The sequence below is a fragment of the Streptomyces mayteni genome (genome assembly GCF_054783955.1).
The window spans coordinates 130,988-154,732 of the sequence record NZ_BAAGPR010000005.1 but is presented as its reverse complement, the minus strand read 5'-3'; the positions used below and the strand labels follow the sequence as shown (position 1 = coordinate 154,732).

Sequence of the window (23,745 nt, the reverse complement as noted above, 5' to 3'; positions counted from 1 at the left end):
GCGCACGCGACTGGCGCCGCCAGGACGGCGGCGGCTGGCTGAACCCCCGGTGATCAGCCACGCCAGAACTACCCCGGGCAGAGATCGATCAAAACCAATCCGAGTCGATCCGACTCGGAGCGAGCCGCGCGCGCCTCCACGCACCGCTGAAGGCAAGTGAAGGCGCGAGCCGGCCGTCAGGATCCGACGTCAGGCAGAACGCCCCTCTCCGCCGCCCGCGTTCCATTCGGCTGGTGGGCCGGGGACATCGCGGTTCAGCCCACTCTCCAAGGCGGCGTAAGGGTTGCCCGGCGAGGGGATAACGCGCCAGTGCCACTCGGTGGTGAGCTTGAACTGCCAATGAGAGGTGTTCAGCCCGGTGTGTCGCAGCGCCCACGTCTCCACCGGGTCCGGCTGATTGTCGACGGCCTCGGATTCGGCCCCGCAGGTGACACAGGCGACGTGGAAGATCGCCCGAGGCACGCCCTCGGCTGCCTCTTCTGTCAATGTCCACTCGGCCGCCTTGATGATCAAGCGGGTCACAGCGCCTCCCCGGAAGGGCGGCTCGCCTCGGCAACGGCAGGGCCCAGCGGCTCACTCGTACCGACCGACACCGCCTCTTCCGCGCGGACGTCCCACTCTCGGCCACCGCCCACCGGTCGGAGCCAGACCCGGCCGGCTTCGCGATCCATGACCCGGCCGACCACCCCGCGCACGTCACGCGCCAGTTCGCCGACCTCGGGCACGTCCCGTTCAGCCATGGGACCGCCTCCCTCCCGCGAAGGCCCGGTGACGACCGGACGCGGGCAGCAACAGTGCAAGCGATCGCGCCGCGACGCGGGCGATACCCTTCCTCATCGTTGATGCTCCTGTTCAGCGTTGGCCACGCCCCCGGGCCGCCTGCCAGCGGTCGCGGGGGTCCCCTGTCGGGGGAGTTCCCATCGAACTCCGCCCGCCGCGCGGAAGGGGGAGCCAGACTGGGGGCCAGGGAGAGGCCAGCCTTGAGGGGACAGGGGGCCAGGTGACGACGCGACGCCAGGAGTTCGGCGCGTATCTCGCGCGCCTACGCCGTGCGGGCAGAAGGAGCCAACGGCAGCTCGCCGAACGGCTGTGCGCGCTGTCCGGAGTCACGTCGCTGACCCGCAACGAGGTCTCCCGCTGGGAGCGTGGCGAACGGATCCCCGACTCCTGGCTCCCTTTCCTCGCGCAGGCAGTGGGCGTACCCCTGGACGAACTGGAGCGAGCGGCGGCACGGGCACGCGGTGAGCCGGATGCGCCGGCCACGTTGCCCGGCCCACCACACACGGGCCAGCATGCCGACCGGGCGGCCGTGGACTCCTTCCGCATGGCGGATCGCCAACTCGGCGGCGGTCATCTCTACGGTGCCGTGCTCCACTACCTGACCGCCGAAGTGGCACCAAGGCTCTTCGGGGCCGCCAGTGTGAGCAGCACGCCGGAGACGTTTCGCGCCGCCGCCGCGCTCACGGAGATGGCCGGGTGGATGGCGCACGACTCGGGTCGGGACGACCGAGCTCAGCAGCATTTCGCCCATGCCCTGCCGCTCGCCCGAGCCGGTTCGGACGGCGCGCTCGCGGCCAACATCCTGGCCAGCATGAGCCACCTCGCGCTGGACGAAGTGAAGTCGACACCGGCCCTTTCCTCCCGACGCTGATGGCCCGCCTGCACACGATGGAAGGCCGCGCTCTGGCGCGGGCAGGGGAGGAAACTACGGCCAACCGGGCCATCGAGACGGCGACGGAGTGTTTGAGTCGTGACGCCGACGGGCCGTCCTCCGTGTGGATCAGCCACTTCGACGAGGCGTCTCTCGCCAGCGAAACGGCCCTGTGTCTGCGAGACCTCGGACGGCTTCCAGCGGCGGCGGAGAGCGCAGAGCGAGCCGTGAGTCTCCGCACCGGAGATCGGGCGCGCAGCCGGGTGTTCGGGCAGATCTCGCTGGCCGTCATTCGCACGGAGATGGGCGAGTTGGAGGCGGCGTGCCAGGTCGGCGGTCAGCTCATCGCATCCTGCCGCACACTGGGCTCGCTGCGGATCAACCAGCAACTCGACGAGCTGGCACGGGCGTTGCAGCCGTTCGGGGCGGAACGCCGGGTGGCTCAGCTTCTCGAATCGCTCACCGTGGTCAACCAACAGAGGAATCTGCTGCTGGCCGGAATCCAGTCCTCTCATGCCGGGGGAGTTTCGTCGTGACCTCTCGCCCACAGCCGGGAACCGCCGAGTGGGACGCCTACCTCGCGGAGGGCAATGCCAGGCAGGCCCGCAAGCGTGTCGCCGCGGACGTGATCCTGCGCGACGTCACGGGAAGGGTGCTCCTCGTCAAGCCGACCTACAAGGAAGGGTGGGATCTTCCGGGAGGGATGGTCGAGGCGAACGAGTCCCCGCTTGACGGTGCCATGCGCGAGTTGTGGGAAGAGCTGGGCGTTCGGCCACACATCCGTGGCGTCCTCACGATGGACTGGGACCCCGCGCACGGGCCCTGGGACGACCAGCTCGTGTTGATCTTCGACGGCGGGGAGTTGGCGCCGGAAGTGGCCGCGACCCTGGCTCCCCACGATGAGGAGCTGTCCGCCTGCGTGTTCTTCACCCAGGAAGACGCGATAGCCGCCCTGCGCCCCCGCATCCGGCGCCGACTCGTCCAGGCCCTCGAGGCGCTGAAGGCGAACGAGGCCCGCTACCTGGAGTCAGGGCACCAACCATGGTGACCCGCCCAGGCCCCCGCTAGGCCGCGTTCGTCAGCGCGCCCGCGCCCGCGGCGGTGGCGCCGGGGACGGCCGCGTTGAACGCCCGCACGCCGGCGTCGATGGCCGGCAGCGGGGTGATGGTGGCCAGGAACAGGTAAGTCTGCGGCAGCTGCCGGTGATGCGGTTGACGAGGGTGCGCAGTCGGGCAGGCGCGCCGCCCGAGTCGGAGCCGTTGATGTCGTTGGTGCCGGTGTGCAGCAGTACCGTGTGGGGGCGCGTAGAGGTGGCGCTCAGGCGTCTTCGACCGCTTGGCGGGCGAGCTTCGGCCGCTGTAGCCCCTCCGGGGCGGCTCGCGCCCGGCGCCGCGTCAGCGCCCCAGGCGGACGGCCCCTGCACGACCTGGGAGTTCGAACCTGGACGCGACTCCACCCGGCCACGCGCGCAGCGTGGCACGCAGGTCTGTCGTCGTCAGGGCGCGAGCCGCCAGAGGGCATCCAGCGGCAGGGCGCGAATGCGGCCACCGAAGGGCAGGGTCTGCTGGCCGGTGTAAAGGACGTATCCGGCGATGAAGCGTTCGCCGAGCAAGCCAGCGAGATTGCGCAGTCCCGTGAGGTCCTCGGTGCGTACGGTGGCACCGGCCTTGACCTCGATGCCGATCACGTCGCCACGCGGCGTCTCGATGACCGCGTCCACTTCGACCTTGTCCTTGGTGCGGTAGTGATAGAGGCGCCCCTGCTGCTCGGACCAGGTCAGCTGACGGGCGAGCTCCATGGCGACGAAGTTCTCGAGGACGGAACCAGCCGCGCCATCGGGTTCGGCGAGCCGAGCGGCGTCCTGGCCAAGCAGATAGCAGGCGATCCCGGTGTCGACGAAGGCCAGTTTGCCGGTGCCCACGGCCCGCCCCGTACGGCCCGCGGTCCAGGCCGGGATGGTCTTGACGAGGAAAACCGAGGAGAGCAGTTCCAGGTAACGCACCAGCGTGGTGCGGGGGATGCCGGAGGCGCCGGCGAGCGCAGCCGGGACGAGGAGCCCGCCGGTGCGACCAGCCAGGAGTCCGAGGAGCTTGAGCAACTCACCATGGCGTTCGATGCTGGCGAGTTCCATGACGTCGCGTTCGATCAAGGTGGACAGGTAGGCGTTGAAGAACGCGGAGCGACGGCGCGGTGTGCGCCTCACCGCCTCGGGGAACCCGCCGACCACCGCCCGATCGAGGTAGTCGCGTTTGCGTAGATCGGAGGTGTGGCTAAGACCGGGGCCGTGAGTGAAGGCCGCGTCGATGAACCGGTCCGATCCACCGTGCAGCTCTCCCTGGGAGAACGGCCACAGCTCGATGATCTCCATCCGGCCGGGCAGCGCGTCCGGCAGTGTCCGCATGGCTAGGACGCGAGAGGAGCCGGTGAGCAGGAAGCGCCCTGGTACCGGGTTGAGGTCGACGGCCACCTTGATGGCACTGAGCAGCTCGGGAGCGAGCTGGATCTCGTCAATGACCATCAAGGGGTCGTGCTCGACGAAGCCGGTGGGATCGTCCTTGGCGGCACGCAACGTCGCCGCATCGTCGAGAAGGCGCATGACCGTGCCCTCCCTGCCCGCCGCGGTCAGCCTGGTCAGGGTCGACTTGCCAGCTTGCCGCGCCCCGTTGACGAGGACGACGCGGGTGTCTCCAAGCGCCTCCGTGACCAGCGTCTCGGCACGTCGGGGGATCAGTTCGCGGTGGTTCGCCATGTCCGTCATCATGCCTGTCAAATCCCAGATCTGCGGTCATCTGGACGGTTACTTTGTGGTCAATCAGCCGAATGAGCGATGACCATTCGGTCGGTCACTCGATGGCCGAACAGCCGGTTCATCTTCCCGCGTCACACCAACCTTCGGCGCCGCGCTGGAGGCGATGTACGAACGCTCCGACGAGCGGCTGCACACGCCGGCGCTGACGCTCGGCCAGCAGCTCACCGCGGCCGGTAGGACCGGCCGCACGAGGGGGCGATGACGGCCGCGGTGAGGCTGTTCAGTCCGGGGTGCCCATTGCCGGTGCGCCGCAGCGGAGACCAGGCGTACGGCGGTGTGGGGTTGACTGGCAGGACCGAGGGGCGCCGGGGACCTCCGGCAGGGGCACGTCGGCGGGCAGCAGCGAAAGCGGGGTGGCTCCGCCAGAACTTCGGTGAGAAGTCGCCGTCTCCGGCCCAGGATCGTCTCGGCTACGCCGCGTTCGTCAGCGCGCCGGCGCCCGCGCCGGTCGCGCCCGGCACGGCCCGCAGCGCGTTGTACCAGGCGACGGCCATCTTGCCGTAGCCGGTGGCGTTGGGGTGGACGCCGTCGGCGATGTCGGCGTTGGTCAACGCGGCGTACATGTCGACCAGATGGACCCGGCGGCCGGCATTGGCCTGGTCGCGGACGATGCCGGGGACGGCCGCGTTGAACGCCCGCACGCCGGCGTCGAAGGCCGGCAGCGGGGTGATGGTGGCCAGGAAGAGATGGGTCGCGGGCAGCTGGGTGGTGATCCGGTTGACGAGGGTGCGGAGCCGGGCCGGGGCGCCGCCCGGGTCGGAGCCGTAGATGTCGTTGGTGCCGATGTGCAGCAGGATCGTCTGGGGCGTGTAGGTGGTGAGCCAGCGGGACACGTTGGCGTCGATCCCGGCGATCGTCCAGCCGGAGTGGCCCTCGTGGTCGCGGTCCCCGAGGTTGCCAGGGCCGTTGGACATCGAGCCGACGAAGTCCACGGTCTGGCCGCCGGCCACCAGCCGCTCCCACAGCCCGATCCGGTAGCCGCCCGGCACGTTGAAGCCGTCGGTGATCGAGTCGCCGAGCGGCATCACCCGCACCCCGGCGGCGGCCCGGGGGTCGGACGACGCGGCGTGCGCGGTGGTGGCGCCGATCGCGGTGGGGGCGACGGCCAGGGCGAACGCGCCGGCGAGTAACTGTCTCCTGCTTGCCATGGGGGATCCCTTCATCGGAGCGGCGATTTGGGAGCGCTCCCAGAATGCGCCCGCCGAAACCCGCGCGCAATAACTCGCGCGCGGGCTCGTCGCGTTGGCCGTTTTCCGCCGCTGCGCGGCGGGCGTCAGAAGCCGGCCGGCTCCACGTACACGCCCCACTCGGCCCGCAGCGCGTCGCAGATCTCGCCCAGGGTGGCCTCCGCCCGGACGGCGGTCAGCATGGGTTCGATCATGTTGCGGTCGCTCCGCGCCGCGTCGACGAGGGCGGCCAGGCCGGTGCGGACCGCCGCCTCGTCGCGGGCGGCGCGGCGCTCGCCCAGCGTGCGGGACTGCTCGCGCTCCACCTCGTGGCTGACCCGCAGGATCTCCAGATCGCCGGTGACGGAACCGGGGTGGCAGTTGACGCCGACGACCTTCTTCTCACCCTTCTCCAGCGACTGCTGGTAGCGGAAGGCGGCGTCGGCGGTGAGCCCGGTGAACCAGCCGTCCTCGATGCCGGCCAGCAGCCCCGAGGTGATGGGACCGATCGGATGCTGCCCGTCCGGCACGGCGCGGGCGCCGAGTTCCCTGATCCGGTCGAAGATCTTCTCGGCGTCGGCCTCGATCCGGTCGGTCAGCTGCTCCACGTACCAGGAGCCGCCGAGCGGGTCGGCGACGTTGGCGACGCCCGTCTCCTCCATGAGCACCTGCTGGGTGCGGAGCGCGATCTCGGCGGCCTGCTCGCTCGGCAGGGCCAGGGTCTCGTCCAGCGCGTTGGTGTGCAGCGAGTTGGTGCCGCCGAGGACAGCGGACAGCGCCTCGACGGCGGTGCGCACCACGTTGTTGTACGGCTGCTGCGCGGTCAGCGAGACGCCGGCGGTCTGGGTGTGGAAGCGCAGCCACTGGGCGCGCTCGCTGGTGGCGCCGTAGACGTCGCGCATCCAGCGGGCCCAGATCCGGCGCGCGGCGCGGAACTTGGCGATCTCCTCGAAGAAGTCGACGTGCGCGTCGAAGAAGAACGAGAGCCCGGGCGCGAACATGTTGACGTCGAGGCCGCGGGAGAGCCCGAGTTCGACGTAGCCGAAGCCGTCGGCGAGGGTGAAGGCCAGCTCCTGCGCCGCCGTGGAGCCGGCCTCCCTGATGTGGTAGCCGGAGACGGAGAGCGGCTTGTAGGCCGGGATGTGCTGGACGCAGTACTCCATGAGGTCGCCGATGAGCCGCAAATGCGGCTCGGGCTCGAAGAGCCACTCCTTCTGGGCGATGTACTCCTTGAAGATGTCGGTCTGGAGCGTGCCGTTGAGCGTGCCGGGGTCGACGCCCTGGCGCTCGGCCGCGACGACGTACATGCAGAAGAGCGGCACGGCCGGGCCGCTGATGGTCATGGAGGTGGTGATCTCGCCCAGCGGGATGCCGCCGAACAGTATGTCCATGTCGGCGACCGAGTCGATGGCGACGCCGCAGTGGCCCACCTCGCCGAGCGAGCGGGGGTCGTCGGAGTCCCGCCCCATCAGCGTCGGCATGTCGAAGGCCACCGAGAGCCCGCCGCCGCCGTTGGCGAGGATGGAGCGGTAGCGCTCGTTGGTCTGCGCGGCGTTCCCGAAGCCGGCGAACTGCCGGATCGTCCAGGCCCTGCCGCGGTAGCCGGAGGCGTACAGGCCGCGGGTGAAGGGGAACTCGCCGGGCCAGCCGATGCGCTCGAAGCCCTCGTAGGTGTCGCCCGGGCGAGGGCCGTACACGGGCTCCACGGGGTCACCGGAGAGCGTGGTGAAGTCGGCGTCCCGGATCCGGGACGCCTCGAAGCGGGCCTGCCAGCGTGCGCGGCCCGCCGAGATGGCGTCAGCGTCCATGAGGCCAATTTACTTGGACGCCCAACTAAAAGTCGACCAATCGGCCCCCGGACGAAACCGGGGGCCTGACGGTGCGGTGCGGTGCGGTGCGGTGCGGTTCGGAGGAGGCGGTCAGACCTTGACCGGCTCCGCCTCGTCGTCCGACTCGATCAGGGGCTCCGTCTCGGCCGCGATCCGCCGCTCCACGAAGAACGCGGCGAACGGGATGGTGCCGGAGAGCAGGACCCACAGCAGCTTGCCGAACGGCCAGCGGGCCTTCTGCCCGAGGTCGAAGGCGAAGACCAGGTAGACGATGTACAGCAGCCCGTGCACCTGGGACACCATCAGGGTGACGTCCTCGCCGGTGTCGAAGCCGTACTTGAACACCATGGAGGTGGACAGGACCAGCAGCATCACCGCGGTGACATACGCCATGGTCCGATACCGGGTGAGCACACTCCGCTTCATGGCTCCAGAGCCTAACGGGTCATTCGGGGCGATCTTCCCGGGGGGCCCGGTCCCGCTCGGAGCCGCCGGGCACGGTGTCGGCGAAGTCCTGGGCGGCGACCCGCAGCGGGCGGAGCAGCGCGAAGATCTCCTGGCACTCCTCGCCGTCGTAGACGCCGAGGCCGAAGTCCATGGCCATCAGGTCGCGGGTGGCGGCGTCGCACACGGCGCGGCCCTCGTCGGTGATGGAGGCGAGGGTGCCGCGGCCGTCGTTGGGGTTGGGGCGCTTGGTCACCAGGCCCGAGCGGACCAGCCGGTCGACGGTGTTGGTGACCGAGGTCGGGTGCACCATCAGCCGCTCGCCGATCTTGGACATGGGCAGTTCACCCTTTTTGCTGAAGGTGAGCAGCACCAGTGCCTCGTAACGCGCGAAGGTCAGCCCGTAGGGCTTGACCACGGCGTCCACCTCGGCCAGCAGGATCTGGTGCGCCCGCATGATCGAGGTGATGGCGCCCATCGCCGGCACGGCTCCCCAGCGCCGCTGCCAGAGTTCGTCGGCGCGCGCGATCGGGTCGAAGGGAAGGCTGAGCGGTTTCGACACGCCTGTGACCCTACCGGCTGGTCACCTGACGCCGCCGGGGCATCAGGCGTTGACGACGCCCTCGCGACGGGCGCGGGCCGCGATCACCGCGTCGTCCTGCGCGCGGCGCAGCCGACGCTCGGCGAAGAAGCCACCGGTGGGCAGCACCGACATCAGGAAGAACCAGGCGGCGGTCGGCAGCGGCCACTTCGTACGGTTCCAGGCGTCCAGCCAGAACAGCACGTAGCCGATGAACAGCACGCCGTGGATCATGCCCATCACGGGAACGGCGTCGAAGTCGGTGGTGCGCTTGAGCACGGAGCACACCAGCAGCACCAGGAAGGAGACCGCCTCGGGGGCGGACACCAGCCGGAGCCGACGCAGGGAGCTAGCGGTCTTGAGGTCCATGCCGGCCATTCTCTCAGGGGTGCCACCGACCCCTCCGGGGCGGGGTGGGCGGTTGGTTAGAGTCGAAGCATGGACACCGACACCGCCCCCGCCACCAAGGAGACCCGCTGGCTGAGCGAGGCGGAACAGCGCGCCTGGCGCACCCATCTGGAGGTGACCAAGCTGCTGACCCACCAGCTGGAGCGTGACCTCCAGCCGTTCGGGCTGACCATGAACGACTACGAGATCCTGGTGAACCTCTCGGAGTCGGACGAGCGCCGGATGCGGATGAGCGACCTCGCCGCCGCGACCCTCCAGTCCAAGAGCCGGCTCTCCCACCAGATCACCCGCATGGAACGGGCCGGTCTCGTCCGCCGCGAGCACTGCGACTCCGACAAGCGCGGCCTCTTCGCGGTGCTCACCGACGAGGGCTGGGAGACGATGCGGGAGGTCGCCCCCCACCACGTGGCCTCGGTCCGCCGCCACTTCGTCGACCTGCTCTCGCCGGATGACCTGGCCACCCTGCTCCGGGCGCTCGGCCCGGTGGCCGAGCATCTGCACGCGGAGCGAGGCCGCGAGCCCTCGGCGCGGGGGCGCGAGCGGACCGCGTAAGCGGGCCACCCCGCAGCCCCGCCGCGCCTCGCGCGGCGGCCAAGGCCGCCGGTGCGCGGCCGAAGGTCGCCCCGGTGCGGGCCCGCGCCGGGGCGTGCGACGGGCCGATGGCCCGGGGGCTGCGCTGCCGGCAGCGGCACGGATGTCCCCGGCGCGAGGACAGCGCGGCGCGACCGCCACGCACCACGGCCGCTGGCTGGACAGCCATGGCGGCGGAGCCGCCGAGCCCGGCGCACCGCTGCTACGGCCGAGCGGCGCGGCCGCCATGCGTTCGCGCCCTGGGGCGGCCCAGTCGCACCAGCCACGCCTTGGCGGCACGCTCACGCGGCGAAGCCGCACGGCACCGCGCGCAGCGCGCAGCGCGCAGCGCGCAGCGCGCAGCGCGCAGCGCGCCGGAGCCTCACACGGCCGACCCACCGGCCCGGGGCACCGGGCACCGTCAGGCCCGCCCCGCCGGAGAAGCAGCGAAGCCGCATGGAGCGACCTCGGAGGCCGCGCCAAGCGAGGGGCCTCGCGTAGCGGGCCCCAGCCCCGCCACGCGGCGGAGCCGCGAGGCGCGCAGGCAGCGCGGCCCGGCCGGGCGCACGAGCCGGTAAGCCAAGCGGCCGCGACGCCGCGGGGGTCAGGGGGTCGGGCCCGGACCCGCCGGTAGGCGGAGGGTGAAGAGGGCGCCGCCCTCCGGGGCCGGGGAGACGGTGAGGGTGCCGCCGTGTCGGGTGGCCACGTCGCGGGCGATGGCCAGGCCGAGGCCGGCGCCGCCCTCGTCGCGGCTGCGGGCGTCGTCGAGGCGGACGAAGCGTTCGAAGATCCGCTCCCGGTCCTCGGCCGGCACGCCCGTGCCGTCGTCCGCGACCTCGAGCACCGCCTCGTCGCCCTCGCCGCGCAGCGTGACCCTGACCCGCTCCGTCGCGTGCCGCTGCGCGTTGTCCAGCAGGTTGCCGAGCACCCTGACCAGTTGGCCGCGCGAGCCGGCGACGGTCAGCTCCGGCAGGTCGCCGACGTCGATGGGGAGCCGGTCGCCGGTTCGCTGCCGCAGCTCGTCGGCGACCAGCCGGTCGATCCTGACCGCCCCGGTCACCGGCCGCTCCCCCGCGTCGAGCCTGGCCAGCAGCAGCAGGTCGGCGGCGAGCACCTGGAGCCGGACGGTGTCCTGGACGGCGCCTGGCACGTCGAGCAGTTCCGGATGGGCCTCGCCCACCTCCAGCTGGGTGCGGAGCGAGGCGATCGGGCTGCGCAGCTCGTGCGAGGCGTCGGCGACGAAGCGGCGCTGCCGTTCCACGGAGCTCTCCAGGGCGGCGAGCGTCTCGTTGGTGGTCCTGGCGAGCCGCCCGATCTCGTCCCTGCTGGCCGGCTCGGGCACCCGCCGGGACAGGTCCTCGGAGTGGGTGATAGCGGCCATCTCGCGGCGGATCCCCTCCACCGGGCCGAGGGCGCGGCGGGTCACCAGCCAGGTGACGACGGCCACCAGGGCCAGCACGAGCGGGAAGCCGACCAGCATGGAGCCGCGGGCGCCGGAGACGGCGGCCTGCTCGACGTCGAGCGGCGCGCCGGCGAAGACGACGGCGGAGACGCCCGTGTCACCGACCACCTCGACGCGGGCGAACCGGTAGTCGTCGGTGTCGCCGTCGATGGTGGCCGTGCCGGTGGACATGGTGGCGTGCTCCGACACCTCGCCGTTCTCGGGCTCGCCACCGGCACCGTCGTCATCGTCGCCGTCGTCGTCGCCGAAGGCACCGTCGTCGTCATCGTCGAAGGCGACGGTGCGCGGCGCGGCGCCGAGCGACAGCACGTCGGAATGGCCGGTGCCGGTGATGGCCTCCAGGTCGTCGCTGACGGCGCGCACCACACCGTTGCCGTCGAGTACCTGGACGGGGGTGTCGGAGTCCAGGTTGAGCTCGTCGAACGGGGTACCGGCGGCCAGCTCCGTGGCCACGCCGCGGGCCGAGACCTCGGCCTCGACGCCGATCTGCTGGGTGACGTTGGCGCGCAGCGTGTTGAGGAGCAGCAGGCCGGCGGCGAGCAGCGCCACCGCCACCACGGCCGTGGCGCCCAGCGTGGCACGGGCGCGGACGCTAGCCACGGGTGCCGACCAGCCGGTAGCCGGCGCCGCGCACCGTGACGATCAGGCCGGGGCCCAGCTTGCGGCGCAGGGCGGAGACGTAGACCTCGACGATGTTGGGGTCTCCGTCGTAGGCGAAGTCCCAGCCGTGTTCCAGGATCTCCGCCTTGGAGACGATCTCCCCGGCCCTGGTGGCCAGGTGCTCGAGCACGGCGAACTCCTTCGCGGTGAGCGTGACGTCGGTGTCGCCCCTGGTGACCCGGCGGGTGACGCGGTCGATGGTGAGGTCGCCGACCCGCAGTTCGGGCGCGGCGCCCCGGCCGCCCCGGCGGCGCAGCAGCGCGCGCACCCTGGCCACGAGGACGACGTAGGAGAACGGTTTGGTGAGGTAGTCGTCGGCGCCGGTGTCCAGGCCCTCGGCCTCGTCGTACTCGCCGTCCTTGGCGGTGAGCATCAGGATCGGGGTGTCGTCACCGGCGGCGCGGAGCGCGGCGCACACCCGGTAGCCGTTGAGTCCTGGCAGCATGATGTCGAGGATGATCAGGTCGTAGGCGTTCTGGGTGGCCTGGTGCAGGCCGTCGGTGCCGGTGTGCACCACGTCCACGGCGAAGCCCTCGGCGGTCAGTCCCTGGGCGAGGGAGCGGGCGAGGCGTCGCTCGTCCTCCACGATCAGCACGCGCATGCGCTACAGCTTGGCAAACCTTTCCTGAAGACGTCTTCAGGCGGCTTCAGCTCCCCTTCAGCAACGATCAGCGAGGGTCGGGATCGTTCGCGCAAGCCAACCGGGGAGGAATCCCGCACATGAAGCGCAAGGTCATTCTCACCACCGTGGTAGCCAGTGCCGTGATCGGCGGTGGCGCCCTCACCGCCGCCGCGGCGAGCGGCTCGTCCAGCCCGTCCGACACCGCCGGTTCCGGCGGCGGCGCCTCGACGTCGGTCGCGAACTCCTCGACCCCGTCGTCGGGCGACGACTCCCGGGACCGCGGTCCTGAGGGCGGCTCCGGGTCCGCGGCCCAGCAGGCCGTGGGCACGGCGCTCGACGCGCAGGCCGGCGTGGTCGCCGAGGTCGACTTCAACGACGACGACGGCGGCAACGCGGGCGGCTGGGAGATCGAGATCATCGGCGAGGACGGCCAGTGGTACAAGGTCCAGGTCAACGCGGACGGTACCCAGGTCGTCGACAGCCAGGTCGAGAACGAGAGCGACACCGACGACGATGACGCCGCGGTGGCCGACGCCCTCAGGTCCGCCGACAACCAGGTGGACGCGGCGCAGGCTATCGACATCGCGCTCGGCCAGGTGTCCGGCAACCTGGACGGCGTCGACTTCGAGGACGGCCACTGGGACGTCGAGGTCAACGCGGACGACGGCACCGAGCACGAGCTGTCGATCGACCCGGCCTCCGGCGACGTCACGGACGCCACCCAGGACGACCAGGGTGAGGACGCCTCCGACGACTCGGACGACCAGTCCGACGACGAGTCCGACGACCAGTCCGACGGCGAGGCGGACGACGACGGCCAGAACCAGCACGACGACGACGGTGGCCAGCACGAGGACGGCGACGACGACTGAGTCGTGCCGCTGAGGCTCCACTGACCGGGCGGTGCGGGTCGGGGAAATCCCCGACCCGCACCGCTCTCATACCTATACAATACTCGGCATGTTTATAGAGCAGCGCGCCGCGGAGGACCTCGACCTGATCAGGCTGCTCGACGCGGCCTTCGCCGAGCTGGTGGCCCGCTACGGCCTGGAAGGCCGCTCGGGGATCGGCCCTGGCGCCCACTACCTGGTGGCCGTGGTGGACGGCGAGACCGTGGGCTGCGTCGCCGTCCAGACCACCGGGGTCGCCGGCACCGGGGAGGTCAAGCGGATGTACGTGGCGCCGGCCGCCCGCGGCCAGGGCATCGCCCGCGCGCTGCTCAAGGAGGTCGAGCGGCAGGCGGCCGAGCTGGGCTACACCCGGCTGCGCCTGGTCACCGGCCACCTCCAGCCGGCCGCCATCGCCCTCTACGAGTCCGCCGGCTACCAGCCCACCGACCCGTGGGGCTCGTACGCCACCCGCCCCGGCACCTTCTGCTACGCGAAACCCCTCACCGCCTGATCCCACCCCGCCGGGGCCCGCGCCAAACCCCGATGCCCGGTTCTTAGCGGCTGCGACCGGAGTCGCGAACACTCGGCTCCAATTCCCGCTAGGCTCACGGGACTTCGCCTGCCCCGGGGAGACCAGACGACATGGACGCGCCGCCGCGCTTCGCCGATCGCTACGAGCTGCGCCAGGTGCTTGGCCGGGGCGGCATGGCCGAGGTGTATCTGGCCCATGACGGCCGTCTCGGCCGCACGGTGGCCGTCAAGACGCTGCTCGGCGACCTCGCCCGTGACCCCACCTTCCAGGCCAGGTTCCGCCGCGAGGCGCAGTCCGCCGGCTCGCTGAACCATCCGGCGATCACCGCCATCTACGACACCGGCGAGGACCAGGTCAACGGCGTCGCGATGCCGTACATCGTGATGGAGTACGTGGAGGGCTCCACGCTGCGCGACCTGCTGCACGCCGGCCGCGGCCTGCTGCCCGAGCGGGTGCTGGAGATCTGCGCCGGCGTGCTCCAGGCGCTCGAGTACTCGCACGGCGCCGGCATCGTCCACCGGGACATCAAACCGGCCAATGTGATGCTCACCCCGGCCGGCCAGGTCAAGGTGATGGACTTCGGCATCGCCCGCGCCTCGGGCGACTCCGGCATGACGATGACGCAGACGGCGGCCGTCATCGGCACGGCGCACTACATGTCGCCCGAGCAGGCCAGGGGCGAGAAGGTCGACGCCCGCTCCGACCTGTACTCGACCGGCTGCATGCTCTACGAACTCCTCACCGGCCGGCCGCCGTTCGTCGGCGACAGCCCGGTCGCCGTCGCCTACCAGCACGTCAGCGAGGAGCCGACGCCGCCGAGCGCGTTCGCCGAGGGGATCTCGCCGAGCGCCGACGCCGTCGTCCTCCGGGCCCTGGCCAAGGACCGCGAGTGGCGGTACCAGTCGGCCGCCGAGATGCGGGCCGACCTGGAGGCCGTGCTCGACGGCCGCAACATGACGGTGTTCTCCCCGCCGCCCGAGTCGGGCCCCTCGACCGCCCCGATGTCCGCCACCGGGGCCGCCGCCAGGACCACGGTGGCGCCCGCCGTCTCCGAGGGCGGCGGCCGGCGGGCCAACCGGCGGCCGCCGCAGCGGCGTTCGTCCCAGCGGTCGACGATCCTGCTCGCCGTGGGCGCCGTGCTGGTGCTGATCGGGGCCGTCGCGATCGGCCGGCTCTTCTTCGCGGACCAGGGCGACGGCGGCGGAGGCGGAGCCACGGTGACCGTGCCCGACCTGACAGGACTGACCTTCGAGGACGCCAGGGCGCGCGCGGCCAACCAGAACCTGGTGGTCGCGGAGGGCACCAGCCGGCCCTGCGTCGAGGAGGCGGACACCGTCTGCGAGACCAGCCCGTCCGCCGACGAGGAGATCGAGCGGGGCGCGACCGTCACCCTGGTCATGTCCTCGGGCCCGGAGCCGGTCGAGGTCCCCGACGTCGTCGGCGACCCGTTCCAGGAGGCCCTGGCCGAGCTCCAGGACTCGGGCTTCCGGGTGGCGCAGGAGTCGCAGGAGGACGGGAGCGCCGAGCCGGGCACGGTGCTGACGCAGGACCCGGCGGCCGGCGAGGAGGCCGAGCCGGGCGAGACCGTCACCCTGGTCGTGGCCGACGCGCCGGAGTCCGAATCCGAGCCGGAGCCCGACCCGGACGGTTCGGAGAACCAGGCGACCGTGGCCGTTCCAGGCGTCGTCGGGCAGGAGTTCAACGCCGCGGCCCAGGCGCTGCGGAACACCGGCTTCGAGCCCGTGCTGTTCGAGGAGGAGAACCCGTCGATCCCGGCGGGCACCGTCATCCGGCAGTCCCCGGAGGCCGGCGCGCAGGTCGCGCCCGGCTCGTCCGTCGAGATCGTCTACGCCGTCGGCCCCGGCCAGGGCCAGAACCCGGACCAGCCGGGCACGCCGGAGGAGACCCCGAACGTCCTCGGCCAGCAGTTCGACCAGGCCAGGCCGGCACTGGAGGCGCAGGGCTTCTCCGTCTCCCGCGAGGACCGGGCGGACGGCCGCTTCCAGCAGGGCACGGTCATCGAACAGCGGCGCTCCGGCGACTCCATGACCCTGGTGGTGGCCATCCCCGGGTGACGGGCGCCGGTCACCGGCCCCCGACTCCCGGTCACTCCGAGGTGTCGGGGAACGAGTGGTGCTCGTGGGCGACGACGCCGGCCCCCGCGGTGACGTCGAGCGAGACGATCTCGAACGACGCGCCCCGCGCCTGCCACTCGAAGAACGGCGGCCAGACGTCGCGGTACGCCGCGATCCCCCGCACCCCCTCGTAGGGCGGCGGCACGTCGAACATCACGATGTCGTCGGCGTGATCCGCCGACACGCCTGCCAGGTCGCCGGCGTGCACCGCCGCCGCCCACCGCTCGACCAGGCTCCTGATCCGCGCCTCGTCCTCCGTCATGACCTCGACTCCCGATCTTCTGGGTCACCTGTTCCGGAGGACGGACCGGCGGCGGCCCCCGAACTCATCGACCGGGTGCCCAGGACTCCATCAGTCGGTCCGGGTCGTAGGAGGCCGCGAGCCCGTCGACCGCGAAGCCGGCCCTGGACACGGCGACCAGCGGCGTCTCGTCCGTCGCCCCCGGCACGGCGGACGCGTCCCGCGCCAGCGCGGCCAGCGCGCGCCGGTCGAACGGCGCCTGCTCGTGCCACTTGATCGACCCGACGAACCCGATCTCCCGGGCCGGCGCCTCCCGGTCGGCGCCCACCAGGTCGACCTCGGGCCGGTTGGTGCGGGGCCACCAGCCGCCCACCTCGCGCACGGTCGGCCACTGCTCGTCGGGCAGCGCCCTCGCCAGCGCCTCCCGCACCAGCGGCTCGATCGCCCGGCCCCGCCAGGAGGTCCAGCCGCGCTCCACCTCCTCGGCCACCACCCGCCCCCGGCCCCGCTCGATCGCGGCGATGCCGTTCTCCAGGAACGTCAGCCAGAAGCGGAGGTAGGGGTCGGCGACCCGATACCGCCGGTCGCGATCGCCCGGCCGGCTCGACAGCGGGACGTCGACGGCGATCAGCCGCCGGTCGACGAGGGTCCTGAGGATCGGATTCAACGTCCCCGGCAGGAGCGGCCGGGCGATCCCGCCGGCCGCGGCGGCGATGGTGCCGAACGCCCGCTCCCCACTGCCGACCACGGACAGCACGTGCCTGGCCTGCAACGCGGTCGGGAACTCGGCGGCCAGGGTGCGCTCGCCCGACACCAGCAGCGGGGACGTCGGATCCTCCAGGCAGCGGGCGAGGAAGCCGGCGCGGCTCTCGCCTTCCCGCCACTCCTGGCAGAGGAGCGGCAGTCCCCCGGTGATCAGGTACGCGTCGAAGGCGTCCCTGGCGGGCAGCCCGGTCATCGTCATGACCTCGTGCGGCGACAGCGCGCGGAGCACCATCTCCACGCCGCGCTGGTAGAAGGGGCGCCCGTACTCCGAGAGGCGTTCCATCATCGCGAGATCGCTGCCGATGAGGACGAGGAGCACCGGCTTGCGACTGAGCACCCGGTCCCAGACGGTCTGGAGGGTCCCCTCAAGCACGGGATCCCGCTCGATCATCCAGGGCAGCTCGTCCAGCACGACGACGCTCGGCCGGTCGTCCGGGAGCACCAGCGCGAGCTGCCGCAGCGCCGCGTCCCAGTCGGCCACGGCGGAGATGCCGGCCAGCAGCTCGGTGTTCGGCAGCGACGACTCCCGCACCTCGGTGAGGAAGCGGAGCCGCTCGCGCTCGGCGTCCTCGCCCCTGGTCGCCTGGTGCACGACGTAGGGCACGCCGGCCAGCTCGCAGAAGCGATCCACCAGCCGCGACTTCCCGACGCGACGGCGCCCGCGCAGCAGCAGGGCCCGCCCCGGCAGGTCACCACGCCCCTCCCGCACCCAGTCCAGGTGCCGGCGCAGCGTCTCCAGCTCCGACTCACGCCCGACGAAACCGGCCATCGACGCCTCCCAGACTCGCATTGACCATAGTCGATTCGAGCATACTATGACCAAACATAGTAAGTAAGGGTTACGGGAGATCGCACTCGGCCCAGACCGCGTCTTGCCGACGATCAGCGGGCCCCCGGCCGTGCTCGCCGTCCTCGACCGGCACGACGGGCGCCGCCGGCGGCAACCGTTCGCCACGCGCCGCGAGCAGCGATGAGCCCTGCGGCCTTCGGCGGTCGAACTGTCGAACTGTCGAACCGGCTACCCAGGAGGACTCCCGATGCGCAGCGTGACCTATTCGATGACCGTGTCGCTGGACGGCTACGTCGTCGCCCCGGACGGCTCCATCAACTGGACCACACCCGACCAGGAGGTCTTCGACCTCGCCACCGACGAGGTACGCAACGTCGGCGTCCATCTGCTGGGGCGGCGGCTGTACGAGGACATGCTGTACTGGGAGACCACCGACCAGAGCCCGTCGCTGGACCACTCCACACGCGAGTTCGCCGCGATCTGGCGGGCGCTCCCGAAAGTCGTGTTCTCCACCACGCTCTCGGCGGTGCAGGGCAACGCCCGCCTGGCCTCCGGCGGCCTGGCCGAGGAGATCGAGCGGTTGCGCGCCGAGCCGGGGGACGGCGACATCGCGATCGGCGGTGCGGCGCTCGCCGCCGAAGTCGCCGCGTTGGATCTGATCGACGAGTACCGGGCCAGGGTCTGTCCCGTGCTGCTCGGCGGCGGTGTTCCGTTCTTCCCCCGGCACGAGCGCCGGGTGGACCTCGAACTCGCCGAGGCCCGCACCCTTGACTCGGGGATCGTCTACCTCCGCCACCGCGTGGTGCGCTAGCCGAACGAGGAGCGGCGCAGGGCAGGATGGCGGACACGCTGGAGGCCCACATAACCGTCAGCTGTCCGCCCGACGAGGTCTCGCGGCTGGCCGCCTGGGCGGCCGGCCGTCGGCTCGGGTTCACGCATATCGAGCTGGCTCGCGGGCGGGCCCGCTCGCAGCCGATGGTGAACGTGCGCGGCGGCGACGCCGTCGCCGAGACGGTGCGCGATCTCGCGGCGGACGGGTTCGGGGTCGTGCGGGCGTTGTCGGGGCGGGAGAACCTCGGGCCTGAGGCCGCGCTGCGCGCCGTCGTCGCCGGGAACGAGGACGCGTGGACGTTCCTGCGGGCGCGTCCCGAGCCGCGGGCCCGGGTGCTGGCGATGGTGGCGGACGACGAGGGCCCGGCCGACGGGACCGGCAGCTAGCGTCGGTCGACGTCCTCGGCGGCCGGCGGCTCCGCCGTCGGGAAGAGGATGGGGCTCAGCAGGTGCGGGCTGCGGTCCTGGGTGGGCGCGTTGTCCCGGTGGGCCACGATGACGCGGGTGATCTCCCTGACCACCTCGGCCAGTTCGTCCTCGGAGAGCCAGAGCGGGAACTGCGTGTAGGCGACGGAGTCGGCGAACGGGTCGGCGTCGCCCCGGTCCAGGTAGGCGTTGAACTCGGCGAGCAGCACGGCCATGCCGGCGGGGAAGGCGCGCCGGTGCTCGTCGAGTGACATGCCGGCCGCCGTCTCCCGATCGATCCTGGCCCGGGCGCGGCGCAGCCGGTAGCTGCGCTCGACGGCGCCGTGCACCCGCTGTTCGCCCGCCACCTCGAGCACGCCCGCCGCGGCCAGCAGGCCGACGTGCCGGTAGACGGTGGTCTTGGGGATGTCCCGCAGGGTGGCGCACAGGTCGGCGGTGGTGCGCGTGCGGTCGCCCGACATGGCGTGCACGATCCGCAGCCGGACCGGGTGAAGGAGCAGGTCGAGGGAGTCCACGGGCATACGTTCCCACATCTGGTACCGTTCCCAAAAATGGGAATGCAACGCCAGGGAGCAGCAGCCATGCCGGATCAACCATCACCCCCGCTGGGTCGGTTCCACGAGGTGGGCGGCCGCCGGCTGCTCCTGCACCGGGCCGGCGCGGGGAGCCCGTCGGTGGTGTTCCTGGCCGGCGGCGGCACCGTCGGCCTCGACTACTGGGGCGTCCAGGAGCGGGCGGCGAAGCTGACCACCAGCGTGCTCTACGACCGGTCGGGCACCGGGTGGAGCGAGGGGGCCGGGTCGCAGCCGAGCCTGGCCGAGGTGACGGACGAGTTGCGCGAGCTGTTGCGGGTCGCCGCGGTGCCGGGTCCCTACGTGCTGGTCGGGCACTCGCTCGGCGGTCTGCACGCGCGGCTCTTCGCGACCCGCTTCCCCGGCGAGGTGGCCGGGCTGCTGCTGATGGAGACCGACCACGAGGAGTACGACGCCCACATGCCACGGGAGTTGACCGAACGGTGGGCGGCCTTCGACCCGGACGAGGCGATGCCGGACGAGCTGCCGGCGGAGGCGGTCGCGCTCTACCGGGAGCTGTTCGGGAGGATGACGGCGGACTGGCCGGCCGGGATGCGCGAACCGCTGATCGACCGGCACGTCAGCCCCGAGTGGATCCGGGCCGGCTTCGCGGTGGCGGCCCACCGGAGCCGGTTCCTCGACGAGATCCGCCGGGCCGGCCCGCTGCCCGACGTGCCGCTGATCGTGCTCACCGCCACCGGCGTCGACGACTTCAAGCGGGCCGTGTCGACCGGCGAGTCCGAGGAACTGCTCCGCGCGGAGATCGACGGCAAGCGGCGGCTCTACGACACGCTCGCCGCCTCGGTGCCGCGCGGCGAGAACCGCCTGGTGGCGGGCGCCGGGCACGCCTCCCTCCACTGGACCCACCGCGAGGCGGTGCTGGACGCGATCCGGGACCTGCTGGGGGCGGGCACCTAGATTGGGCCGCATGGCGTCCTTCCGGGAAGAGCAGATCGAGCGGCTGGCCGGCTCAGGTTGGGCCGGGTGTCCGTCGATCGCCGAGCACGTGGCGGCCGTCGGGCTGCCGGCCGTCGACCGGGAGTACCTGGCGGGCGCGTTCCCGGCCGAGCGGTGGGCGGCCGCCGAGGCCGCCGTCGCCGCGCTGCGCGACCACTTCGCGGCCGCCAGGTTCGCGGCGGACGTCGAGTACGGCGTGCTGCTCGTGCCCGACCCGGCGCGGCTCGACACGCGCGGGGCGCTGCCGGCCGCGGTGCGGCGCGACCAGCTCGGCGGGCCCGCGGAGGACGTGGTGGACGAACGACTTCCCGCCGGCACGCTCGGCTTCCCGGCCGGCGGCGCCGCGTGGAGCATGGTCGCCACCGTGACCGGCGCCTACGGGCCGTCGCTCGGCAGCCACGAGCGGGTGACGGCCGCCCCGGCGGCCGAGTTCACGGCCGCCGGGGTCGACACCCGCCGGCTGATGCTCCGCCAACTCTGGGGCGCCCGCGTCCTCCAGCGCGGCGCGACGCCGCCGGACTGCGAGGCGAACGACCGCTGGACGTTCACTCTCTTCCCCGGCGAACCCATGACCGACGGCCTGGCGGAGAACGGCACGGTCCTCAAGGGCCACGTCCGGTTCCGCCTCGGCAAACCCGACCGCGGCATCGGCTCCGCCCGGCTGGCCCCGGCCATCGTGGTCTGAGACCCCGCCAGGGGCTGCTCGGTCGAGGCGGTTCCGGGTGTCGCACAGCGGGCGATGGACGCCCTGTGGGCAAGCGATCATGACACCGCCACCCGGAGGTGGCCCGGCCGGCTGACGGTTGACGAGGCCGGACAGCGGTGGTGGCCGGACAGGTGGACGAGCACGGAGGAGTGGCCGTGAACCCGCATCAGCAAATCCTGGACACGCCCGACGAGTTGGGCAGCGTCCCTCCGCATGCCGCCGAAGACTCGGAAGACGCGGAAGACGCCGAAGACGCCTGGCTCAATCGGCTGGCCGACGAGGCGGAGGCGGAGGCCGATGCCCGTGGCGGCTGGGTCTCGCTCGACGAGATGGCCGCCATGGTGAACGCGGCGGGCCGCATCGCTCCGAACGTCGCCGGCACTCGCTGACCGCCGGCGGGAGGTCACCCCTCCCCCGCCACCACCCCGGCCACCAGTTCGTCGGACGCCGCGTAGGGGTCGAGGGTGCCGGCCAGGATGCGGTCGGCCAGGGCGGCGAGCCGCCGGTCGCCGCGGAGGTCGGCGATGCGTTCGCGAAGGGCCGTGACCGCGATGGTCTCGACCTCGCGGGCCGCGCGGCGGTGGCGGCGGGCGGCGAGTTCGCCGTGCTCGTCGAGCCAGGCGCGGTGCTTGTCGAGCGCGGCGACGACGTCGTCCACGCCCTCGCCGCGGGCGGCGACCGTCTTCACCACCGAGGGGCGCCAGTCGCCGACGGCGCGCGCCTCGCCGAGGCCCAGCATGTGGTTGAGCTCCCGGACCGTCGCGTCCGCGCCGTCCCGGTCGGCCTTGTTGACCACGAAGACGTCGCCGACCTCCAGGATCCCGGCCTTGGCGGCCTGGACGCCGTCGCCCATGCCGGGGGCGAGCAGCACCACCGTGGTGTCGGCCTGGGAGGCGATCTCCACCTCGGACTGGCCGACGCCGACCGTCTCGACCAGGACCACGTCGCAGCCGGCCGCGTCCAGCACCCGGACGGCCTGCGGGGCCGCCCAGGCCAGGCCGCCCAGGTGGCCGCGGGTGGCCATGGAGCGGATGTAGACGCCGGGGTCCGAGGCGTGTTCGCCCATCCGGATCCGGTCGCCGAGCAGCGCGCCGCCGGAGAACGGCGACGACGGGTCGACGGCCAGCACCCCGACCCGGCGGCCGGCCCGCCGGTAGGCGGTGACCAGGGCCGAGGTGGAGGTGGACTTGCCGACCCCGGGGGCGCCGGTGAGGCCCACCACGTAGGCGTGGCCGGTGTGCGGGGCGAGCGCGGCCATCACCTCGCGCAGCAGCGGGGAGGCGCCCTCGACCAGGGAGATCAGCCGGGCGACCGCCCGGGGCGCGCCCTCCCTGGCCTGGGCGACCAGCCGCGCCACGTCCTGGGGAGCCGGCCGAGCCGTCACGAGCGCGGGACGCGCAGGATCAGCGCGTCGCCCTGACCGCCGCCGCCGCACAGCGCGGCCGCGCCGACGCCGCCGCCACGGCGGCCGAGCTCCAGCGAGAGGTGCAGGGCGAGCCGGGCGCCCGACATGCCGATGGGGTGGCCGAGGGCGATGGCGCCACCGTTCACGTTCACCCTTTCGGGGCCGACTCCGAGGTCCTTCATTGACTGCACGGCGACGGCCGCGAACGCCTCGTTGATCTCGATCAGATCGAGGTCGTCGACGGTCAGCCCCTCCCGCTCCAGCGCGCGCCGGATGGCGTTCGCGGGCTGCGACTGCAACGAGTTGTCGGGCCCCGCGACGTTGCCGTGCGCGCCGATCTCGGCGATCCAGGGGAGGCCGAGCTCCTCGGCCCGCGCGCGGGACATCACGACGACGGCCGCGGCGCCGTCGGAGATCTGCGAGGAGGAGCCGGCGGTGATGGTGCCCTCGCCGGCGAAGGCCGGCGCGAGCCGTGCGAGGGACTCCGCGGTGGTGGCCGGCCTGATGCCCTCGTCCTGGGCGAAGGGCACCGGGGCGCCCCGGCGCTGCGGGATGGCCACCGGGGTGATCTCGGCGTCGAACAGGCCGGCCTCGCGGGCGGCGGCGGCCCGCTGGTGGGAGGCGGCGGCGACGGCGTCCTGCTCCTCCCTGGTGATGCCCAGCTTGGCGTTGTACCGCTCGGTGGACTCGCCCATCGCGATCCCGTCGAACGGGTCGGTGAGCCCGTCGTGCGCCATCGCGTCGAGCAACTGGACCGAGCCGTACTTGACGCCCTCGCGGCCCTTCGGCAGCAGGTGCGGCGCGTTGGTCATCGACTCCTGGCCGCCCGCCACGACCACGTCGAACTCGCCGGCCCTGATCAGCTGGTCGGCCAGCGCGATGGCGTCGAGCCCGGAGAGACACACCTTGTTGACGGTGAGCGCCGGGACCGACATCGGGATGCCGGCCCGCACGGCGGCCTGCCTGGCGGGGATCTGGCCGGCGCCGGCCTGGAGCACCTGGCCCATGATCACGTACTCGACCTGCTCGGGCGCCACGCCCGCCCGGCTCAGCGCGGCCTCGATCGCGAAGCCGCCGAGCTCGGCGCCGGAGAACGACTTCAGGGAGCCGAGCAGCCGCCCCATCGGGGTCCTGGCGCCGGCGAGGATCACCGAACCGCCGCCGGAGGACCGCCCTCGCGAGGATGTCGAGGATGTCATGGTCATGGGTCCCTCCACAAAAGACTTCCAGCGGGAGTGAACGATCGTTTACCTCAATGTACAGAGCGTGACCGGGAAGGTCACCGCCGCGTACC

Annotated in this window: 27 protein-coding genes; 12 read left to right on the top strand and 15 right to left on the bottom strand. The window is 72.4% G+C overall.

What is annotated here, in order from left to right:
* Positions 1 to 189: 189 nt before the first annotated feature.
* Both ACYVPE_RS04330 and ACYVPE_RS04325 read right to left on the bottom strand, forming a co-directional pair.
* Entirely contained in the window at positions 190 to 522 is a 333-nt protein-coding gene (locus tag ACYVPE_RS04330; RefSeq protein WP_461032022.1) for a DUF7848 domain-containing protein, read from the bottom strand.
* Entirely contained in the window at positions 519 to 740 is a 222-nt protein-coding gene (locus ACYVPE_RS04325; protein ID WP_461032021.1) for a hypothetical protein, read from the bottom strand. Before ACYVPE_RS04325 ends, ACYVPE_RS04330 begins: the two co-directional genes overlap by 4 nt.
* A gap of 260 nt (positions 741 to 1,000) precedes the next feature.
* Between ACYVPE_RS04325 and ACYVPE_RS04320 the strand changes: the two genes are divergently transcribed.
* The 3 genes from ACYVPE_RS04320 to ACYVPE_RS04310 are packed head-to-tail and all read left to right on the top strand — an operon-like array spanning position 1,001 to position 2,699.
* A complete protein-coding gene (locus tag ACYVPE_RS04320; protein ID WP_461032020.1) occupies positions 1,001 to 1,651 on the top strand; it encodes a helix-turn-helix domain-containing protein in 651 nt (216 codons plus the stop codon).
* A complete protein-coding gene (locus ACYVPE_RS04315) occupies positions 1,651 to 2,187 on the top strand; it encodes a hypothetical protein (protein WP_461032019.1) in 537 nt (178 codons plus the stop codon). The genes ACYVPE_RS04320 and ACYVPE_RS04315 overlap by 1 nt, the downstream gene beginning before the upstream one ends.
* Positions 2,184 to 2,699: an NUDIX domain-containing protein gene (locus tag ACYVPE_RS04310; protein ID WP_461032018.1), complete on the top strand. Its 516-nt coding sequence runs from the start codon at positions 2,184 to 2,186 to the stop codon at positions 2,697 to 2,699. Before ACYVPE_RS04315 ends, ACYVPE_RS04310 begins: the two co-directional genes overlap by 4 nt.
* 447 nt (positions 2,700 to 3,146) lie before the next feature.
* On the opposite strand, the gene ACYVPE_RS04305 is transcribed toward ACYVPE_RS04310, so the two are convergent.
* The 6 genes from ACYVPE_RS04305 to ACYVPE_RS04280 all read right to left on the bottom strand — a co-directional run bounded on the left by ACYVPE_RS04305 (position 3,147) and on the right by ACYVPE_RS04280 (position 8,848).
* A complete protein-coding gene (locus ACYVPE_RS04305) occupies positions 3,147 to 4,400 on the bottom strand; it encodes an ATP-binding protein (RefSeq protein ID WP_461032017.1) in 1,254 nt (417 codons plus the stop codon).
* A gap of 470 nt (positions 4,401 to 4,870) precedes the next feature.
* Positions 4,871 to 5,608 carry an SGNH/GDSL hydrolase family protein gene (locus tag ACYVPE_RS04300; protein WP_461032016.1) on the bottom strand — a complete coding sequence of 246 codons (738 nt, stop codon included), beginning with the start codon at positions 5,606 to 5,608 and terminating at the stop codon, positions 4,871 to 4,873.
* A 125-nt stretch (positions 5,609 to 5,733) separates the two neighbouring features.
* Positions 5,734 to 7,434, bottom strand: a complete 1,701-nt coding sequence (locus ACYVPE_RS04295; protein WP_461032015.1) for an acyl-CoA mutase large subunit family protein — start codon at positions 7,432 to 7,434, stop codon at positions 5,734 to 5,736.
* A gap of 111 nt (positions 7,435 to 7,545) precedes the next feature.
* Positions 7,546 to 7,881 (bottom strand): DUF3817 domain-containing protein, encoded by a 336-nt coding sequence (locus ACYVPE_RS04290; RefSeq protein ID WP_461032014.1) that lies wholly within the window; start codon positions 7,879 to 7,881, stop codon positions 7,546 to 7,548.
* Positions 7,882 to 7,900: 19 nt separating this feature from the next.
* Positions 7,901 to 8,461, bottom strand: a complete 561-nt coding sequence (locus ACYVPE_RS04285) for a MarR family winged helix-turn-helix transcriptional regulator (RefSeq protein WP_461032013.1) — start codon at positions 8,459 to 8,461, stop codon at positions 7,901 to 7,903.
* Positions 8,462 to 8,503: 42 nt separating this feature from the next.
* Complete coding sequence (locus ACYVPE_RS04280; RefSeq protein WP_461032012.1) at positions 8,504 to 8,848, bottom strand: DUF3817 domain-containing protein; 345 nt, start codon at positions 8,846 to 8,848, stop codon at positions 8,504 to 8,506.
* 69 nt (positions 8,849 to 8,917) lie between these two features.
* Here ACYVPE_RS04280 and ACYVPE_RS04275 point away from each other — a divergent pair, with 69 nt between their 5' ends.
* The gene (locus ACYVPE_RS04275; protein ID WP_461032011.1) at positions 8,918 to 9,439 is read left to right on the top strand and encodes a MarR family winged helix-turn-helix transcriptional regulator; all 522 of its coding nucleotides are present in this window, start codon (positions 8,918 to 8,920) and stop codon (positions 9,437 to 9,439) included.
* Positions 9,440 to 10,061: 622 nt separating this feature from the next.
* On the opposite strand, the gene ACYVPE_RS04270 is transcribed toward ACYVPE_RS04275, so the two are convergent.
* Positions 10,062 to 11,519, bottom strand: a complete 1,458-nt coding sequence (locus ACYVPE_RS04270; RefSeq protein WP_461032010.1) for a sensor histidine kinase — start codon at positions 11,517 to 11,519, stop codon at positions 10,062 to 10,064.
* Entirely contained in the window at positions 11,512 to 12,180 is a 669-nt protein-coding gene (locus tag ACYVPE_RS04265; RefSeq protein WP_461032009.1) for a response regulator transcription factor, read from the bottom strand. The genes ACYVPE_RS04270 and ACYVPE_RS04265 overlap by 8 nt, the downstream gene beginning before the upstream one ends.
* A gap of 119 nt (positions 12,181 to 12,299) precedes the next feature.
* On the opposite strand from ACYVPE_RS04265, the gene ACYVPE_RS04260 reads away from it, so the two are divergent.
* The 3 genes from ACYVPE_RS04260 (at position 12,300) to pknB (ending at position 15,698) form a co-directional block, all read left to right on the top strand.
* The gene (locus ACYVPE_RS04260; RefSeq protein WP_461032008.1) at positions 12,300 to 13,073 is read left to right on the top strand and encodes a PepSY domain-containing protein; all 774 of its coding nucleotides are present in this window, start codon (positions 12,300 to 12,302) and stop codon (positions 13,071 to 13,073) included.
* 88 nt (positions 13,074 to 13,161) lie between these two features.
* A complete protein-coding gene (locus ACYVPE_RS04255; protein WP_461032007.1) occupies positions 13,162 to 13,602 on the top strand; it encodes a GNAT family N-acetyltransferase in 441 nt (146 codons plus the stop codon).
* Positions 13,603 to 13,733: 131 nt separating this feature from the next.
* Positions 13,734 to 15,698, top strand: coding sequence for a Stk1 family PASTA domain-containing Ser/Thr kinase (pknB, locus tag ACYVPE_RS04250; RefSeq protein WP_461032006.1), 1,965 nt, complete (start codon positions 13,734 to 13,736; stop codon positions 15,696 to 15,698).
* Positions 15,699 to 15,729: 31 nt separating this feature from the next.
* Here the strand turns inward: pknB and ACYVPE_RS04245 are convergent, their stop codons facing one another.
* Both ACYVPE_RS04245 and ACYVPE_RS04240 read right to left on the bottom strand, forming a co-directional pair.
* The gene (locus tag ACYVPE_RS04245) at positions 15,730 to 16,020 is read right to left on the bottom strand and encodes a YybH family protein (protein WP_461032005.1); all 291 of its coding nucleotides are present in this window, start codon (positions 16,018 to 16,020) and stop codon (positions 15,730 to 15,732) included.
* A 64-nt stretch (positions 16,021 to 16,084) separates the two neighbouring features.
* Entirely contained in the window at positions 16,085 to 17,533 is a 1,449-nt protein-coding gene (locus ACYVPE_RS04240) for an ATP-binding protein (RefSeq protein WP_461032039.1), read from the bottom strand.
* 268 nt (positions 17,534 to 17,801) lie between these two features.
* Here ACYVPE_RS04240 and ACYVPE_RS04235 point away from each other — a divergent pair, with 268 nt between their 5' ends.
* Entirely contained in the window at positions 17,802 to 18,365 is a 564-nt protein-coding gene (locus ACYVPE_RS04235) for a dihydrofolate reductase family protein (RefSeq protein ID WP_461032004.1), read from the top strand.
* Positions 18,366 to 18,391: 26 nt separating this feature from the next.
* Complete coding sequence (locus ACYVPE_RS04230; protein ID WP_461032003.1) at positions 18,392 to 18,772, top strand: hypothetical protein; 381 nt, start codon at positions 18,392 to 18,394, stop codon at positions 18,770 to 18,772.
* Here ACYVPE_RS04230 and ACYVPE_RS04225 read toward each other — a convergent pair.
* Complete coding sequence (locus tag ACYVPE_RS04225) at positions 18,769 to 19,332, bottom strand: helix-turn-helix domain-containing protein (protein WP_461032002.1); 564 nt, start codon at positions 19,330 to 19,332, stop codon at positions 18,769 to 18,771. The genes ACYVPE_RS04230 and ACYVPE_RS04225 overlap by 4 nt on opposite strands.
* 60 nt (positions 19,333 to 19,392) lie before the next feature.
* Here ACYVPE_RS04225 and ACYVPE_RS04220 point away from each other — a divergent pair, with 60 nt between their 5' ends.
* The 3 genes from ACYVPE_RS04220 to ACYVPE_RS04210 all read left to right on the top strand — a co-directional run bounded on the left by ACYVPE_RS04220 (position 19,393) and on the right by ACYVPE_RS04210 (position 21,435).
* Positions 19,393 to 20,301 (top strand): alpha/beta fold hydrolase, encoded by a 909-nt coding sequence (locus tag ACYVPE_RS04220; protein ID WP_461032001.1) that lies wholly within the window; start codon positions 19,393 to 19,395, stop codon positions 20,299 to 20,301.
* 10 nt (positions 20,302 to 20,311) lie between these two features.
* Entirely contained in the window at positions 20,312 to 21,025 is a 714-nt protein-coding gene (locus tag ACYVPE_RS04215) for a hypothetical protein (RefSeq protein ID WP_461032000.1), read from the top strand.
* A gap of 176 nt (positions 21,026 to 21,201) precedes the next feature.
* On the top strand, positions 21,202 to 21,435 hold the full coding sequence (locus ACYVPE_RS04210) for a hypothetical protein (protein WP_461031999.1): 234 nt from the start codon (positions 21,202 to 21,204) through the stop codon (positions 21,433 to 21,435).
* A gap of 14 nt (positions 21,436 to 21,449) precedes the next feature.
* On the opposite strand, the gene meaB is transcribed toward ACYVPE_RS04210, so the two are convergent.
* Positions 21,450 to 22,430 carry a methylmalonyl Co-A mutase-associated GTPase MeaB gene (gene meaB, locus ACYVPE_RS04205; RefSeq protein ID WP_461031998.1) on the bottom strand — a complete coding sequence of 327 codons (981 nt, stop codon included), beginning with the start codon at positions 22,428 to 22,430 and terminating at the stop codon, positions 21,450 to 21,452.
* Complete coding sequence (locus ACYVPE_RS04200; protein WP_461031997.1) at positions 22,427 to 23,656, bottom strand: acetyl-CoA C-acetyltransferase; 1,230 nt, start codon at positions 23,654 to 23,656, stop codon at positions 22,427 to 22,429. Before ACYVPE_RS04200 ends, meaB begins: the two co-directional genes overlap by 4 nt.
* Positions 23,657 to 23,745 lie beyond the last annotated feature (89 nt).